13 protein-coding genes and 1 tRNA gene are annotated in these 16,457 nt (G+C 57.1%); 9 read left to right on the top strand and 5 right to left on the bottom strand.

The genetic code is table 11. The features are described 5' to 3' along the window. Positions 1-2 precede the first annotated feature (2 nt). Positions 3-671: a cyclase family protein gene (locus ACFFFR_RS00125; protein ID WP_377457124.1), complete on the top strand. Its 669-nt coding sequence runs from the start codon at positions 3-5 to the stop codon at positions 669-671. A gap of 86 nt (positions 672-757) precedes the next feature. After that, positions 758-2,254: a DUF1846 domain-containing protein gene (locus tag ACFFFR_RS00130; protein WP_377457125.1), complete on the top strand. Its 1,497-nt coding sequence runs from the start codon at positions 758-760 to the stop codon at positions 2,252-2,254. On the opposite strand, the gene ACFFFR_RS00135 is transcribed toward ACFFFR_RS00130, so the two are convergent. Continuing rightward, positions 2,251-4,125 carry a pyruvate kinase gene (locus ACFFFR_RS00135; protein ID WP_377457847.1) on the bottom strand — a complete coding sequence of 625 codons (1,875 nt, stop codon included), beginning with the start codon at positions 4,123-4,125 and terminating at the stop codon, positions 2,251-2,253. The two genes, ACFFFR_RS00130 and ACFFFR_RS00135, sit on opposite strands and share 4 nt — an antisense overlap. 132 nt (positions 4,126-4,257) lie before the next feature. Here ACFFFR_RS00135 and ACFFFR_RS00140 point away from each other — a divergent pair, with 132 nt between their 5' ends. Beyond that, positions 4,258-5,058 carry a glycerophosphodiester phosphodiesterase gene (locus tag ACFFFR_RS00140; protein ID WP_377457849.1) on the top strand — a complete coding sequence of 267 codons (801 nt, stop codon included), beginning with the start codon at positions 4,258-4,260 and terminating at the stop codon, positions 5,056-5,058. Between the two features lie 63 nt (positions 5,059-5,121). Here the strand turns inward: ACFFFR_RS00140 and ACFFFR_RS00145 are convergent. After that, a tRNA-Pro gene (locus ACFFFR_RS00145) sits at positions 5,122-5,198 on the bottom strand. A 39-nt stretch (positions 5,199-5,237) separates the two neighbouring features. Continuing rightward, positions 5,238-5,837 (bottom strand): hypothetical protein, encoded by a 600-nt coding sequence (locus ACFFFR_RS00150; RefSeq protein ID WP_377457127.1) that lies wholly within the window; start codon positions 5,835-5,837, stop codon positions 5,238-5,240. A gap of 149 nt (positions 5,838-5,986) precedes the next feature. On the opposite strand from ACFFFR_RS00150, the gene ACFFFR_RS00155 reads away from it, so the two are divergent. The 4 genes from ACFFFR_RS00155 to ACFFFR_RS00170 all read left to right on the top strand — a co-directional run bounded on the left by ACFFFR_RS00155 (position 5,987) and on the right by ACFFFR_RS00170 (position 8,561). Next, positions 5,987-6,436 carry an FHA domain-containing protein gene (locus ACFFFR_RS00155; RefSeq protein WP_377457129.1) on the top strand — a complete coding sequence of 150 codons (450 nt, stop codon included), beginning with the start codon at positions 5,987-5,989 and terminating at the stop codon, positions 6,434-6,436. A 150-nt stretch (positions 6,437-6,586) separates the two neighbouring features. Continuing rightward, positions 6,587-7,270, top strand: coding sequence for a transcriptional regulator FtsR (gene ftsR, locus ACFFFR_RS00160; RefSeq protein ID WP_377457851.1), 684 nt, complete (start codon positions 6,587-6,589; stop codon positions 7,268-7,270). Between the two features lie 15 nt (positions 7,271-7,285). After that, positions 7,286-7,813, top strand: a complete 528-nt coding sequence (locus ACFFFR_RS00165; protein ID WP_377457131.1) for a bifunctional nuclease family protein — start codon at positions 7,286-7,288, stop codon at positions 7,811-7,813. A gap of 223 nt (positions 7,814-8,036) precedes the next feature. Beyond that, the gene (locus ACFFFR_RS00170; RefSeq protein WP_377457853.1) at positions 8,037-8,561 is read left to right on the top strand and encodes a MerR family transcriptional regulator; all 525 of its coding nucleotides are present in this window, start codon (positions 8,037-8,039) and stop codon (positions 8,559-8,561) included. Positions 8,562-8,643: 82 nt separating this feature from the next. On the opposite strand, the gene ACFFFR_RS00175 is transcribed toward ACFFFR_RS00170, so the two are convergent. After that, complete coding sequence (locus ACFFFR_RS00175) at positions 8,644-9,423, bottom strand: ParA family protein (protein WP_377457132.1); 780 nt, start codon at positions 9,421-9,423, stop codon at positions 8,644-8,646. A 156-nt stretch (positions 9,424-9,579) separates the two neighbouring features. On the opposite strand from ACFFFR_RS00175, the gene ACFFFR_RS00180 reads away from it, so the two are divergent. After that, a complete protein-coding gene (locus ACFFFR_RS00180; protein WP_377457134.1) occupies positions 9,580-13,032 on the top strand; it encodes a pyruvate carboxylase in 3,453 nt (1,150 codons plus the stop codon). A 59-nt stretch (positions 13,033-13,091) separates the two neighbouring features. Beyond that, positions 13,092-14,516, top strand: coding sequence for a mycothione reductase (locus ACFFFR_RS00185; RefSeq protein WP_377457136.1), 1,425 nt, complete (start codon positions 13,092-13,094; stop codon positions 14,514-14,516). Positions 14,517-14,549: 33 nt separating this feature from the next. Here ACFFFR_RS00185 and ACFFFR_RS00190 read toward each other — a convergent pair whose 3' ends face one another. After that, positions 14,550-16,391: an AMP-dependent synthetase/ligase gene (locus tag ACFFFR_RS00190; protein ID WP_377457138.1), complete on the bottom strand. Its 1,842-nt coding sequence runs from the start codon at positions 16,389-16,391 to the stop codon at positions 14,550-14,552. Between the last annotated feature and the right edge of the window lie 66 nt (positions 16,392-16,457).

Below are 16,457 nucleotides of genomic sequence, written 5' to 3' on the forward strand. Positions count from 1 at the left end.
TCATGGATTCGGTCCGCGATCTTACGCAGCCATGGCAGGCCGGGATGCCTGCGGTAGCCGGTGACCCTAGCTTCCAGCTGAATCGGCTCAAGAGCGCTGATCGGGACGGGTACGCTCTGCATCGTTTCGTGGCGGGTTCCCACACTGGAACCCATTTCGATGCCCCAGCACATTTGTTTCCGTCGGCCCAGACGGTCGATCAGGTGCCGCTGGATCAGTTCTGCGGCCGCGCGCGGGTATTGCAGGCGCACACCACAGAACCGCAGTGCATTACGGCGGATCAATTGGGTCAACAATTGCTCGATTTCCTGTCCCAACCGGAAGCAGAGCCAATCGTGTTGATCGCCACCGGTTGGGACCGTTGGTTTTCTTCGGACCCTGAACGTTATGGGAACCACCCGTACCTATCGACCGCTCTCGCCGCACTGTTACGGGATCAGGGAGTTAAATTGGTGGGCATCGATACCTTCAGTCCTGATGCGCAGGGAAGTGTCGAGTTGCCCGTGCATCAGGTCTTACTTGCGGCAGGGATTCTAATTGTGGAAAACCTCTGTGGGCTCACCGAGTTGCCGCCGACCGTGAACTTTTCCGCATATCCACTGCCGCTAGTAGGCGCGGATGCGGCCCCTGTCCGGGCAATAGCAAGCTTGGATGAGGGGCCGCAAACGTGAACTTTCCGAATGCCATAAGATACTAACGAGGCGCTCGAGAGCCAAGACGTTGCTATCGAGTGAAAGCAAGACAAAGATAGGGCACGATGTCCCCACATAAACTGGGATTTGACCGCGAACTGTATATCAAATTGCAGTCCGAACACATCGACGCTCGACGCCAAAAAATCGGTGGCAAACTCTACTTGGAGATGGGCGGAAAGCTGTTCGATGATCTCCACGCCTCTCGAGTTCTGCCGGGCTTCACCCCGGATAACAAGATCGCCATGTTGGAACGGCTCAAAGATGAGCTCGAAATTGTGGTCGCGATCAACGCGAAAGACCTGCAACGCCAAAAAGTGCGGGCCGACCTCGGCATCCCTTACGAAGAAGATCTGCTTCGCCTTGTCGATGTGTTCCGCGAACGAGGCTTCCTTGTCAACAATATTGTGATGACTCAGATGGATGAGTCCAACGGGATTGCCCGGGCCTTCAAGAACCGGCTGGAGCGGCTCGGACTGAAGGTGGCACGGCACAGGACCATCAAAGGCTACCCGGCAGACACCCAGCATGTGGTCAGCAAGAATGGTTTCGGCAAGAACGAATACGTGCACACCACCCGAGACCTCATCTTGGTCACTGGCCCGGGTCCGGGGTCAGGAAAATTGGCCACCTGCCTATCCCAGATTTATCACGATTATCGCAACGGTATTCCGGCCGGATACGCCAAATTTGAGACGTTCCCCATCTGGAACCTGCCCTTGGACCATCCGGTAAACCTGGCTTACGAAGCGGCGACAGCGGATCTTGACGACGTGAATATGATCGACCCGTTTCATCTGGCCGCATACGGGGTTCAAGCCGTGAGCTACAACCGGGACGTGGAAGTGTTCCCGTTGCTAGCGATGCTCTTACAAGAACTGGCGGGGGAGTCCCCCTACAAGTCGCCCACAGACATGGGGGTGAATCTGGTTGGGGCCTGCATCAGCGATGACGAAGTCTGCAGAGAAGCAGCGAAACAAGAAATCATTCGCCGCTACTACAAGGCGCTCGTGGAGGAACGTCGCGAAGAGGCTGACCCGACCGTGTCTGAACGTATCGCCTTGCTGATGGGCAAGCTGGGGATCACCAAGGCTTCGCGAGAAGTGGTGGAACCAGCCCTTGAGGTCGCGCGACGGACACGAGAACCAGCCTCAGCCATCCAACTGGCTGACGGGCAGATCGTCACAGGTAAAACCACCGCACTGTTGGGCTGCTCCGCAGCAATGTTGCTGAACGCGTTGAAGGTGTTGGCCGGTATTGATGACGAGGTGCAATTGTTGGCACCGGAGTCGATTGAACCTATCCAATCGTTGAAGACCGATCATTTGGGGAGCAGGAACCCTCGGCTCCACACGGATGAGGTTCTGATCGCCTTGTCGGTGTCAGCGAACTCGGATGAGTACGCTCGCAGGGCTCTGGACCAGTTGCAGAATCTGCGTGGGTGTGAGGTTCATACCACCACCATTCTGGGGTCGGTGGATGAAGGGATTTTCCGTAATTTGGGTGTCCTCGTCACCTCCGAACCGCAGTACCAGGTCAAGAGCCTGTACAAGAAGCGCTAGGTTTCTTTCGGCTCTGAATCGCGGACCCGCCACGACTCCAACGCCCGCAACATGTCGCGCTTCTTACTGGTGTGTCCATCCATGCGTGCCAAGATGTCATGCAGTGTCGAAATGGTTTCGGCGATGAATGGGCCCTTATTGAGCATCACTGCCTCAGCTCGCTGAGCCATCGCAGCGTCCGTGATTTCTGACCTTGAGGGCAACCCTGATTTGGCCATGCTCTCCAAGACTTGAGTGGCCCAAATGACGGGAACGTGTGCCGCTTCGCAGAGCCACAAGATTTCTTCTTGAAGCTCTGCCATTCGTTCGAAACCCGCTTCCACGGCTAAGTCTCCGCGAGCGATCATGACACCGACTCGAGGCCAGCGCATGGCTTCCAATAACAGTTCCGGTAGGGCGCGGAAGGCGGCAACCGTTTCGATTTTCAGCACAATGTCCACCCCGGAGGCGTTCCTGTTCTGGAGCTCTGCGATCAGCTGGCTAATGTCGTCGGTCGTGCTTACAAAGGACATGTTGACGATATCGGCGTGGGACGCCACAAAATCTAGGTGCTGCAGGTCTTCTTCCGTGAGGGCCAGTACGTGAACGTCCGTGTCGGGAAAATTGATTCCCTTTTCAGCCCGGAGTTTGCTGCCCTTGGGCCCGGTATGGGTCACCGTTAGTTCTATGGAGTCTTGGGTGACGGCGAAAACGTCGGCCCCGATTTTGCCATCATCAAACCAGACTCGTTCACCCTTGCGTACCTGAGCGAAAATTTCCGGGAGCGAGCAACCGATTGTGAATGGAGCGGTATCAGTCACGGGCTGGGGTTCCATGTCCTTGGTCAGGACAAGGGTGTCACCTTCGTGTACGCGCAGTGCTTGCTCCAATGCGGGCAGATCCGCAATGGTGAAGAGCGGGTTTTGGTCTGTGTCGTAGATCAACGAACCAGTGTGCCAATAAATAGTTTTGGTCGTGGAAACAAGCACGCTCGTGGGGCTACTAGCCTCCACGATGAGCGATCTGCTTGAGCCTCGAGCATCGGTGTACCGCAGTTTTTCGCCCACCTGTAGGGGAGCGGTTGTCAGGATGGCCGACTCTTCGATCGGAACCACGTGGAGATCCACCCCGTCAAAACCGTCAAAAGGTGCCGGATCAGGTTCACTGGACAGCACGACGAAGGCCGGTTCTAGGACGTCTCCGGTGCTGCTTCGCCGCGGCCGGGTCTTTCGGACTTTTTCACCGGGCTGTAACGGACCGGTACGAAGTTTAGGGCCGGCCAGATCCATGGCGATCCGAGGGATAGACGCATCGTCCGCAGCGGAGTCTTGAAGGTTCGTCACCATCTTGGCCCAAGCCTGCTGGTCGTCGTGGGCACAATTGATACGCGCTAGATCCATTCCCGCACGACACATGTGCTTCACGAGCTCTGGGCTCTGGGCAGCCTCGGAGGGCATCGTCACCATGATGCGTGTCTGACGATCTGGCCTCGCGGGACCCAGAAGATCGTTGGCATGTTCACTGAGCAGGGTACGGCCCTGGGCTGGGGTGAGACGCTGTTCGGCTGGGCGGGTTGATCTTACCTCACCGGCTAAGCATTCCAGAGCGGTGATAACCAAATCCAGATGACCTAAAACACCTGCTTCCATTCGGCCCAGTGAAGACAGCCCCACTGCAGTCAAATCTTCTTGAATTTGGCGTAGATCGCGACTACGCAAACCGATGTAATGGATGAGGTTCTGCGCCGAGGCAAGATTGTCCGGATGCACCCGCTGCAACTGTTCTGTGTATCGGGTCTCTAGTTCTTGCAGGGAGGCACGAATCTGCACCATTGTTTCTGTAAGCTCGTGCACTGACATGTGGGCCCTTTCCGCGCTGGTGCTATTGAGGATAGGTTACGAAACTCAAAACTTGGTGAATTCTTGAGTGGCCGGAGCTGAAATCACGGCAACAAGCTCATATTCAGCAGTCGCTACGGAGAAATCGTCGTTAGCGTAGGGATCGTGAAATCGGGACTAGAAATTGTGGGTCATCGAGGATGCGCCGGTACACAACCTGAAAATACTCTCCGTGGACTATCCGAAGCACTCAGTATGGGAGTGGACGGCGTCGAGATTGATCTGCGCCTGACCCGAGATGGGGTTCCGGTGTTGCTACACGATGCCCATCTGAATCGGACCACCAATTGCGAGTCCGTTGAGGCCTTTCGAGGGATCAAACAGCTTTCTGTGAGCGAGCTGAATCTGGCACAAGTAGTTTCCTTACGAACAGTGGACCATCTTGGCAGCCCCACAGCTGAAACCGTTCCTACCCTTGTACAAGCGGCCGAACTTATCGTAGAAACAGCTGCGGGATGGTTCATCGAGCTGAAGGAACCATCGCCACCAGGTCCGTGGTTGCACGCTTTAGTGCACACGATCCAATCGTCGATGACTTTTCGGTGTCTGCTTGCCCGTGGCCAAATCCAATTCCTCAGTTTCGATCATCCGGCGCTCGCAGCGGTGGGGGACCTGTTGCGGACGCATGGTTACACGGTAGGCTTGCAACCACTTGTCGACACCATCCCAACTGGTAAGGAACTCTTACAAGCGCGCCTCTTGGGCAGAACCCTTGGCGCAGACCAACGATGGTTGACCCTAGAGAGTGTGCAGAGCGCGCAGGATGCAGGTATGCGGATTCACCCGTATACGGTGAACAGTTACCAGGATGCTGAACGCGTCCGGAGACTCGGCATTAGTGCATTCACCACAGATCATCCAGAACGCTTCATGCACTTGCGTCGCGCAGCAGAACCAGCCCCGGGCAACTCAGTACCGATCCGGTAAACAGGACAAGATTTCTGCAGGAAACATCGAATCCCGCCTGCCAAGCAGACGGGATTCGCTAAGTGGTCGGGCTAGCCGGATTTGAACCGACGACCTCTGCACCCCCAGTGCAGCGCGCTACCAAGCTGCGCCATAGCCCGTTACCGTGGTCAACGATTTAGACCACTAGGTACTTTACCTTATTTTTCGGCTTCAAGTTGGCGAACCCGCTGGCCCCGTTTACGGAAGGCAGCGACGCTGACCACCAATGCTAAGAAGGCAAGCCCACCGAGCAGAGCGCCGTACGCGGTCCAAGTGCCAAACCACGTAGCTTCGGTGCCGAGAATGCGCTGGGCGTTATGCGCTGCAGCGTTGGAACCAACATGGATTCCCAAGGTAATGAGATTCGGCACCGCGACCAACACTGCCAGAACGATCAGTGCAATCTTTGCCGGCCATTTCAACTTGGGTCGGCGAATCTGCCAAATGAGCAGCAGTGGAAAGAACGTGAAGACTGAACCATAAAACAGCCCCAATAGGACCCCGGAGGCCAGATTCTTATCCACCTGGTTTCCGATAATGTTGGCCCACCAGACCGGCAGCACATTCGCGACGAAGAAAACGATGCCAATGCTCAGCGCAAGTACGACTACCCCAACGATCAGCCAGGCTGTCCAATTGATAGGACGACGCTGTGCCGGGGGAGTATCAGTCTCGGGTGCTCGAGTCGAAGGGCTGGGCTGCTCATCCGGTGTGATGGGTTCCTCAGGTGGGGTAGGACGGTGCGCATCGGTAGTCATGACTCTCATTCTTGCAGACCAGTAGGTTGGCTATATCAAAGAAGTTGCAACGTTTAGTTGAAGGTGAACTCCCGCCGGTTCTTAGATAGTATTTTTCTACGGCGACTACTAGAGTGGCCGAAACAAGCTGACTAACGAAGGAAAGCTGTATGAGCGAACAGAATGCCGGGCAACCGACCCCGAATAGTGGTGCCATCAATGACACGACCTCCATGGCTCTGCCCGTTTTTAACGATCCAGTTGCTGGGGATCAACAGCTTTCAGATCAAGAACGTCAGTGGCTGAACTCGCTGGCCCCAGACTCGGCCTTGCTGATCGCACACCGTGGCCCCAACGCGGGAGCCCGGTTCCTGCTCGATCAGGACGTGGTTGGTGCTGGCCGTCGCCCAGACTCCGATATTTTCCTTGACGATGTCACCGTCTCACGCAAGCACGTGCAGTTCGTTCGTAACCAAGACGGATACCAGTTGGTTGACCAAGGCAGCCTGAATGGCACCTACGTCAATCAGGACAGGGTGGACTCCATCCAGTTGCGAACAGGTCAAGAAGTGCAAATCGGTAAATTCCGACTGACCTACTACGCAGCCGGTCGCTACTAAAGATTTTTCGTTCCACCACTTGTGCGTGAATGGGCCTCGCAGCACTAAACCGGGGCTCATTTGCTGAATCGTCAAAGGGAAAACCACTACGTGAACTCTCAGGCCAGAGCGGCAGCCTTTACCTCGCAGAAACAACAGCGCGGCAAATCCATGACCATTGGAGAGCTGTTGACCGAACTCAAAGATGACTTCCCTGCGGTTACTGCCTCCAAGATCCGTTTCCTTGAGGAAAAAGGGCTGATTACACCGCAGCGCACAGCAGCTGGCTATCGCAAATACACCGGCGCCGACGCGGACCGGCTCCGTTTCATCTTGGCGATCCAGCGGGATGAGCACAAACCGCTTTCCGTCATCAAGGAGTACCTAGACGCGATTGATCGTGGCGAACAGCCTCAGCCGCTAAGCTCAGGGATGTCACTGGGGCCAAAGGTCGTGACAGAGCAGCTCGCCCATGAAATCATCGGGCGTATCCGTCCGCTGACCCGGGCCGAACTGCAGGGCATTACCAATGCCAGCGATGAGTTGCTTGAAGACCTCCACAACTTTTCGCTGCTGCGTATGACCGATGACCAGCGTTATGACGAACATGCTCAGCGCGTCGTCAAAGCGGCCGTCATTTTGGCCTCCCACGGCATCGACCCCCGCCACTTGCGCAGCTTCAAAATAACTGCAGATCGTGAACTCGGACTGGTAGAGCGGGCGGTAGCGCCCATGGCCGCAAGAAAAGACGCCGCCGCTCGAGCCCGGGTTGCTGAAACAGCCCGGGAGATCTCGGAGGCGTGTCTGTCCATTCACGCCGCTCTCGTCCAAGGCGCGATCAGCGACTACGAGTAAAGGAAAAGTAGCATCATGACCGAACCCGCAGCTGGAAAACAACAGGTGGAACTGGTGGGTGTTCGGATTGAGCTGCCACACTCCCAACCGGTCGTCCTACTCCGGCACCCGTTGAGTGAAAAATATATTCCTATTTTCATCGGTGCCCCGGAAGCGGCAGCGATCGCGCTGGAACAACAGCAGATCACCACGCCGCGACCCATGACCCACGACCTTCTGGTCTCCGTCGTCAAGGCGCTGGATTCCCAAGTGATTGAAGTGGAAATCACCAGAGTCGACGACACCGTGTTCTATGCCGAGCTTGTTCTGGCCAATGGTGCCCGAGTCGACGCTCGTGCCTCCGACGCTCTAGCCATTGCAATTCGGGTGGATTGCCCTATCTTCGTAGCCGCCGACGTGCTGGCCCAGGCCGGTCTTACCCTGAATGAAAACGGGGATGAGGTAACCTCGGAAGAGAACGAAGAAGTCGATGAGGAAGCGGAGATGGCCAAGTTCCGTGAATTCCTTGACGACGTAAACCCAGACGATTTTTCTCAACAGTAAACGACACACCCTCAAGTTCAACTTGAAGGTCATTGATCTGGTGGCTCAGAAGCCCTAGAGTTCAGATATAGGTTTGACCGCTCGCACCGGCAATCTAAGACATTCACGTTGATGAGGGAAGCAGTACCCGCGTTACTGCAAGGAGGAAGCCGTGACGGAAAAGACCAACGCCGCGTTCGATACGCGCGGACCGGTCCAGGCCGATGGCCCAAATGCCCAAGGCATGCTGTTCGACGACGACGGCTCCGTCTTGGACGAATCGCTGGGCTATCGAGGCCCCACTGCATGCAAGGCAGCAGGCATCACCTACCGTCAGCTCGACTATTGGGCACGCACCGGGCTGGTCGTTCCGACCGTTCGTTCCGCACAAGGATCCGGATCCCAGCGCCTGTACTCATTCCGGGATGTCCTCGTGCTCAAGGTCGTCAAACGTCTGCTTGATACCGGCGTATCCCTCCAACAGATTCGCACTTCGGTAGGGCACCTGCGGCAGCGTGGCGTGGAAGATCTCGCCCAGATCACCCTGATGTCTGATGGTGCCTCAGTCTACGAATGCACTTCCAACAAAGAAGTCATCGACCTAGTTCAAGGCGGACAGGGTGTCTTCGGCATCGCCGTCGGCCGGGTCTGGCAAGAAGTCGAAGGGACTTTGGCGAAACTGCCAGCAGAAGGTAGCAACCAGCCCGCTGCGGAAGACGAACTCGCGGCTCGCAGGGCCGCCCGCGCCCAGCGCAAATCTGTCTCCTAGCCTCTCTAGTACTCAACGCTTAAACGCTAAAGGCTCCGATGATTCGGAGCCTTTTAGCGTTGTTGTTTAAAACCTAGATCCGTTACTTCCGGAGTCGCTCCAGCAGCTCGTCAAAAAGGCTGGCGATTTCGGTGGCTTCCGGTCGTGGCCAAGCATGAATCGGGTAGGCCGCGCCTTGGACTTGCTGCCACAGGTTCGACTCTGGGATGGCTGGCAGAAGCAGTTTGTCACCAAACATCCGTTCCATCTCCATGATGCGGTATTGGTGCTCCGGATTGTCGGGGTTGTACCGATTGACGACAACTCCGGCCAGAGCAGCTTCAGATCCGAATTGGCGGGCCAATGACATTTGTCCACGCAGACTGCGTTCAGTGCCTGCTACCGAGAAGAGGGTCGGTTCCGCTACCAAGACGATGCGGGTGGCAGCCAACCACGCCATCCGTGTCAAGCCATTCAAAGACGGCGGGCAGTCGATGAGCACCAAATCGTAGCCACTGACATTTTCTAGTAGCCGGGCCAATCGCTGCAGGTCGCGGCGTCGCAAGTCCGGGCGGTCGTAATACCCGCTTAATGAAGAGCCGACTAGGACATCGACTGTCCCGGTGCCAGAGCTGGAGGCCTGCGGCCAGCCTGCCTTGACAACATGATCCGCGACGTTGGCTTTACGCACATTACGCAGCAGATGTCCTACAGGTTGCTGGGTGCCCAATTCGGCGCCCAGACCGGTGCTGGAATCACCGTGTGGGTCCAGATCGATCACCAAAGTCTTCAACCCAGCTGCCCGCGCAGCTGAGGTCAATCCAAGGGTTACCGACGTTTTTCCGACGCCACCCTTGAGCGAAGAAATACTCAGAACCTGCATGCTCACCCTGTTTCTAATTCGCGATCACTTACCATCATAGAACCCGGTGCCCACGAACCACGTATTTTTCTGTGCATGGCGGAGATAACTCCGCTATTGTGCACTTAGAGCACTACATATGTGTCCCTGTGGAGATATTTAAGGAAGGACACTTGGATGTTCCAGAAGATCCTGGTTGCCAACCGCGGTGAGATCGCCATCCGCGCGTTCCGTGCCGCTTACGAACTCGGTGCCAAGACCGTCGCCGTGTTCCCGTACGAAGACCGAAACTCTATTCACCGACAAAAAGCTGACGAGTCATACCGCATTGGCGAAGAAGGCCATCCGGTACGGGCCTATCTTGATGTCGACGAGATTATTCGTGTCGCGCTCGACGCTGAGTGCGATGCTATTTACCCCGGCTATGGATTTCTTGCGGAGAATCCGGATCTGGCGCGAGCAGCCAAAGAAAACGGGATCACCTTCATCGGCCCTCCGGCAGATGTCTTGGAGCTGACCGGTAACAAAGTTAACTCCCTGAATGCTGCCAAAGAAGCCGGCATTCCCGTTCTGAAGTCCTCAAAACCTTCAGCGGACCTAGATTATCTTCTGGCTACGGCGGATGAAATCGGCTTCCCGATCTTCGTCAAAGCCGTTGCCGGTGGCGGTGGCCGCGGCATGCGCCGAGTGGAGACACCGGAGACGCTGAAGGAAAACCTCGAAGCGGCCATGCGTGAAGCGGACACCGCGTTCGGTGACCCAACAGTCTTCCTCGAACAGGCCGTACTGCGTCCGCGTCACATCGAGATTCAGATCCTGGCCGATAATGATGGCAACATCATCCACCTGTTTGAACGCGACTGTTCCCTCCAGCGGCGCCACCAGAAGGTCATTGAGATGGCCCCGGCCCCGAAACTGGATGAGAACATCCGGCAGGCGCTGTTCCGCGATGCCGTGAAATTTGCCAAGGCCATGAACTACCGGAACGCCGGAACCGTAGAGTTCTTGGTCGATACGGCCGGTGAGCGGGCGGGCCAACACGTCTTCATCGAGATGAACCCACGCATCCAGGTCGAGCACACCGTGACCGAGGAGATCACGGATGTGGATCTGGTGCAGTCGCAAATGCGGATTGCTGCCGGGGAGAGCCTGGAGGATCTGGGGCTGCGCCAAGAAGACTTGGCCCCGCGCGGGTTCGCGTTGCAGTGCCGTATCACCACCGAGGACCCGGCCAATGGTTTCCGTCCGGATGTCGGCACGATTACCGCCTACCGGTCCGCAGGCGGATCCGGGGTGCGCCTAGACGGTGGAACGATTTACACCGGTGCAGAGGTTTCGCCGCACTTCGACTCGATGCTGGTCAAACTGACCTGTCGAGGCAAAGACTTTGATACCGCCGTAGCTCGGGCACAGCGGTCCTTGGCAGAGTTCCGTATCCGTGGCGTGGCCACCAACATCCCATTCCTCATGAACGTTTTGGAAGATGAGGAATTCCTAGCGGGCGATGTGGCCACCGACTTCATCGACAATCACCCAGAACTGCTGAACCTGAACCGTTCTCAAGACCGCGGTTCGAAGGCTTTGCAGTACTTGGCCGAAGTGACGGTCAACAAGCCCCACGGTGAGCGCATCGAGGGCCCTGACCCACGTAAGAAGCTCCCGTACTACCCCGGGGACAAGTCAGACGAACCGTACCGCTCGCCCTTTGACGGTCCGGCCAAGCAGAAGCCACCGCACGGCTGGAAGCAAGTCCTCGACGAGCTTGGGCCCGAAGGCTTCGCACGCAAGCTGCGCGAACAAAAGGCTCTTGCGGTCACCGACACGACCTTTAGGGATGCGCACCAGTCCCTGTTGGCCACCCGGGTACGAACCCGTGACCTGCTCTCGGCAGCACCTGCGTTAGCCCACACGATGCCGCAACTCTTGTCGGTTGAAGCATGGGGTGGTGCCACTTACGATGTGGCCTTGCGTTTCCTGAAAGAAGATCCTTGGAAGCGGCTGGAGCTGTTGCGGGCCGAGATGCCGAACATCCCCATCCAAATGTTGTTGCGTGGACGTAACACGGTCGGCTACACCCCGTACCCGACCGAGGTGACGGATGCCTTCATCAAGGAGGCTGCAGCCACGGGTGTCGACATCTTCCGGATCTTCGACGCGCTCAACGATGTGTCCCAGATGGCACCCGCTATCAAGGCCGTGCGTGAACACACCAAGAGCGTGGCCGAGGTAGCGCTGTGCTACACCGGCAACATGCTGGACCCGAATGAGAAGCTCTACACACTGGATTACTACTTGGACTTGGCCCAAAAGTGTGTAGACGCAGGCGCTCATACCCTTGCCATCAAGGACATGGCCGGACTCCTGCGGGCCCCGGCCGCAGCCAAGCTGGTCACAGCTCTGCGGGAACGGTTCGATGTCCCAGTTCACTTGCACACGCACGACACAGCAGGCGGACAGCTGGCAACGTTGTTGGCCGCTGCGGAAGCCGGTGTCGATGCAGTCGATGTTGCTGTTGCCGCCATGGCTGGCACCACTTCCCAAGTCTCAGCGTCTGCACTGATCGCCGCATTGGAGCACACCGAGCGAGATACGGGCCTTGACCTGAAAGCCGCAACCGAGCTGGAACCGTACTGGGAAGCAGTTCGGAAAATTTATGCGCCGTTCGAGTCGGGTCTATCAGCACCGACGGGGCGGGTGTACCACCACGAAATCCCAGGCGGGCAGCTTTCAAACCTGCGCCAACAGGCGATTGCGCTTGGTCTTGGACACCGCTTCGAAGAGATCGAAGAAGTATATGCGGCCGCCGATCATATGTTGGGTCATCTGGTGAAGGTGACGCCAAGTTCTAAGGTTGTCGGCGATCTCGCGTTGCAGCTGGTTGGCATGAACGTAGATCCGAAAGAGTTCGAGCAGAACCCGCAAGACTACGACTTGCCTGACTCGGTCATCCAATTCCTCACCGGACAACTGGGCGACCCACCCGGCGGCTGGCCAGAGCCATTCCGCACTAAGGCGCTGCAGAATCGGGTCATTAAAGAGCAAGAAGAAACGCTCAGCCCCGAAGACAAAGCAGCGCTGGATGAAGCCGGACAAACTCGTCGGGATACGCTGAACCGGTTGCTCTTTGCCGGCCCAACACGAGACTTCGAGCAGGCCCAGCAAACCTACGGGGATCTGTCCACCTTGCACTCTCGTGACTTCCTGTTCGGGCTCACCAAAGAACATGAGCACGTCATCTCCCTGGGTAAGGGTGTTCGCCTGCTGGTGACACTGCAGACCATTTCGGAAGCTGACGAGAAGGGCATGCGTACCGTCCACCTGACCCTGAACGGTCAGTCCCGTCAGGTCATGGTCCGGGATGAATCCGTTGAGTCAGCTTACGTTGAAGCGGAGAAGGCCGACAGCTCCAACCCAGGGCATGTGGCCGCTCCATTCGCGGGAGCAGTCACCATCCAAGCCAAGGTCGGAGACACCGTTGAGGCGGGCCAATCGGTGGCAACCATCGAGGCCATGAAGATGGAAGCGGGCATCACCACCGCGGTCAGTGGAACCGTCAAGCGGGTGGTCTTTGACCAGGTGAGCCAGGTCGTCGGCGGTGACCTGCTCGTGGTGGTCGAACCGGAGGGCTAAGCTTTCGCCAACAACAAACCTGTCTGCCCGACCCCGGCGACACCGATACACTTTGAATCATGGCTGAAACAGCGCACTATGATCTAGTAATTATCGGTTCGGGGTCGGGCAACTCGCTTTTAACCCCCTATTGGGATGACAAGAACGTCGCCAGCATCGATGGTGGGATCTTTGGCGGAACCTGTCTGAACAACGGTTGCATCCCCACCAAAATGTTCCTCTACCCGGCAGATCATGCGGCTATGACCGACCGCCTCAGCGCTCTTGGCGTGGACATGGAGGTCACCGGTACCGACTACGCGGCGATTCGTGATCGAGTCTTTGGGATCATTGACCCAATTTCTGAAGGTGGCGCCGAGTACCGCGCCAATGGCGAACATACGACGCTCTATCCGGAGTACGCGCACTTCACTGGCCCGAAGGAACTCACCACCGACTCAGGGGCCGTCATTACCGGCGATCAGATTGTCATTGCGGCTGGTTCCCGGCCAGTGCTGCCAGCTGAGATTTCTGGGCTCGACCACCCGGCAGTGCACACCAACGTCGACATGATGCGGTTGTCCGACTTGCCGCGACGCACGGTCGTGCTCGGCGGGGGTTTCATCGCTTCCGAAGCTGCGGCCATGTTCCACGGTCTCGGCTCAGAGGTGACTCAGATTAACCGTTCGGCAACCCTGCTGCGTGCCTTTGACCACGACGTGTCGCAAACCTTTACAGAAGTTGCTGGCAAAGCTTGGACGGTGCAATTAGCCCAGCAAGTTACCGCGGTCGAAGATGGGGGAGACGACGGTGCAGCCGCTACCGTCGTCACCGAAGGCAGTGACGGGACCGAGTATCGTTATCCCGCAGATGCCGTCATCGTTGCCATGGGCCGAGTCCCCAATAGCGACACCCTGAACCTTGCGGCCACCGACGTGGCCACTCACGACGATGACCGGATCGTCGTCAACGATTTCCAGCAGGTTCTAGACAAACACGGCAAGGTGATCGAGGGCATCTGGTCGCTGGGAGACATCAACAGCGAGTACCAGCTCAAGCATGTCTCGAATCTAGAAGCCCGCACCGTGATGAACAATCTGGAGAACCCGGATTCGATGGTCCGTAGCGACCACCGTTTCGTGCCGGCCGCCGTCTTCACCCAGCCGCAGGTAGCCACGGTCGGACTGACGGAGGCTGAAGCGATTGATCAATACGGTGCTGATGCAGTCGCGGTCAAGAAACAGTATTACCGGGACACAGCTTACGGTTGGGCGATGGGAGCCGAAGAAGAGTTCGCCAAGGTGATCGTATCCAAGGCAGGCAACCGTATCCTGGGCATGCACATCGTGGGTGAGCAGGCCGCTACGTTGATCCAGCCAATCCTGACGGCCATGCAATTCGACATCCCCGCCGACAAACTAGCGCGCGGTCAATACTGGATCCACCCCGCGCTGACCGAGGTCGTAGAGAACGCCCTACTCGGAACAGTGGACGTTCCCTACTAGTCCTCACCCATCTCAACAAGGGGCAGCGTCGGACTACTGTTCGGCGCTGCCTTTGTTTGCGGCGCCGTTCTTTCCGTTGGCGTACAACGATTCGATGACGTCTTCGTAGTCCTTGACGACATTGGCGCGGCGCAGTTTCAATGACGGGGTTAGGTGACCGGACTCCACTGAGAGGTCATCAGCAAGCACTACAAACTTGCGGATCTGTTCCGCTCGGGAGACCGAGTCATTGGCCTTATCAACCAGTTTTTGGATGTGTGCCAGTACTTTGGGGTGCTCGGTGAGCTCTTCAATCGGGGTGTTGGCATCGATTCCGTTTCGTCCCAACCACCCTGGCAGGGTTTCCGGGTCGAGAGTCACCACAGCTGCGATGAAAGGTTTCTCGTTGCCGACGACCATGGCTTGAGCTACGAGCGCATCAGCACGAATCTGATCCTCCAGCTGGGCCGGGGCAACATTCTTGCCGCCGGCGGTCACAATGAGTTCTTTCTTCCGACCGGTGATGGTCAGGAAACCCTCTTGGTCCAGTTCGCCCATGTCCCCGGTCCGGAACCAACCGTCCTCCGTGAAGGATTCAGAATCTAGCTCTGGAATGTTGTGATAGCCGCGGAAGACACATACGCCCTTGGCAAGAACTTCTCCGTCTTCAGCGATGCGAACACCGCAACCTAGAAGCGGACGACCGACCGTACCGATTTTGATCCGATCCGGGGTGTTGACTGTCACCGGTGCGGTGGTCTCGGTCAGACCGTAGCCTTCTAGGATCTTAACGCCGATTCCGTAAAAGAAGTGCCCTAGATGTTTGCCGAGTGGGGCACCACCGGAGACGGCATACTCGACTCGACCGCCCATGGCCTCTTTGATCTTGCCGAACAGGATCTTGTTGAACAGGGCGTGCTTGAGCTTCAGACCGAAGGGCACGTGGCCTTCAGCTGAGGCCTTCGAGTATGCGATAGCGGTTTCTTCACCGGCGGAGAAGATTTTGCCCTTTCCGCCGTCTTCAGCTTTCGCCTTGGCCGCGTTGTAGACCTTTTCGAAAACACGTGGAACCGCAAGCAGGAATTCAGGTTTGAAGGATTGCAGATCATCCACCAAGTCCTTGATGTCCGCTGTGTGGCCAACCTTGGCCCCGGCAGCGACGCAAAGGACTGAAATGAACCGGGCAAAGACGTGCGCCAGCGGAATGAACAAGACTGTGGAAGAAGACTCATTGACCACATGCCCCAAGCTGGTCAACGTCTGCTTGGACAGCTCGACAAAGTTCCCATGGGTGATCTCGCAGCCCTTTGGTTTGCCTAGGGTACCGGAGGTGTAAATGATGGTGGCCAAGTCTTTGAGGCCAAAACCTTCATAGCGGGAGCGCAGCTGGCCATCAGTGATGTTGCTTCCAGCCTTCCGTAGCTCATCCAAGCCGGTATCGGTCATCTGCCACATATCGGTGAGCCGATCGTAGTTCTCACTCTTGATGGCCTGCCGGATGACGGAGCCGTGGCGCTCATCAGCGTAGAACGCGCCCTTAGCCCCAGAGTCAGTCATGATCCAGCCGACCTGTGAAGGAGAGGACGTTTCGTAGACAGGTACGACAACACCGCCAGCAAACCATACGGCGAAATCAACCAGTGTCCATTCGTACTGCGTGGGGGCCATGATGAGGATCTTGTCGCCGGGGTTGAATCGCTGAGCGACCAATCCCTTAGCGATGGCCGTCACATCATCATAGAATTCCTGGGTGCTGACGTCGGTCCACTCACCGGGACCAGACTGGCGCGCAAATAAGGGTGATTCAGGTGAAGCGGCTACGCGTTCCAACAGTAGATCCGGGGTGCTTAGGTTTTCGGCGACTGTAATGCCTTCATCAACAAATATTTCTTGCACGGTGCCCCTCTGTTGGTGTGACTGCTGCGGATGATGTGTGCGGATGTTACCCGTGGTTCTAAATAC

It is taken from the genome of Micrococcoides hystricis, from assembly GCF_042434215.1.
In the GTDB taxonomy this organism is placed as follows: Bacteria; Actinomycetota; Actinomycetes; order Actinomycetales; family Micrococcaceae; genus Micrococcoides; species Micrococcoides hystricis.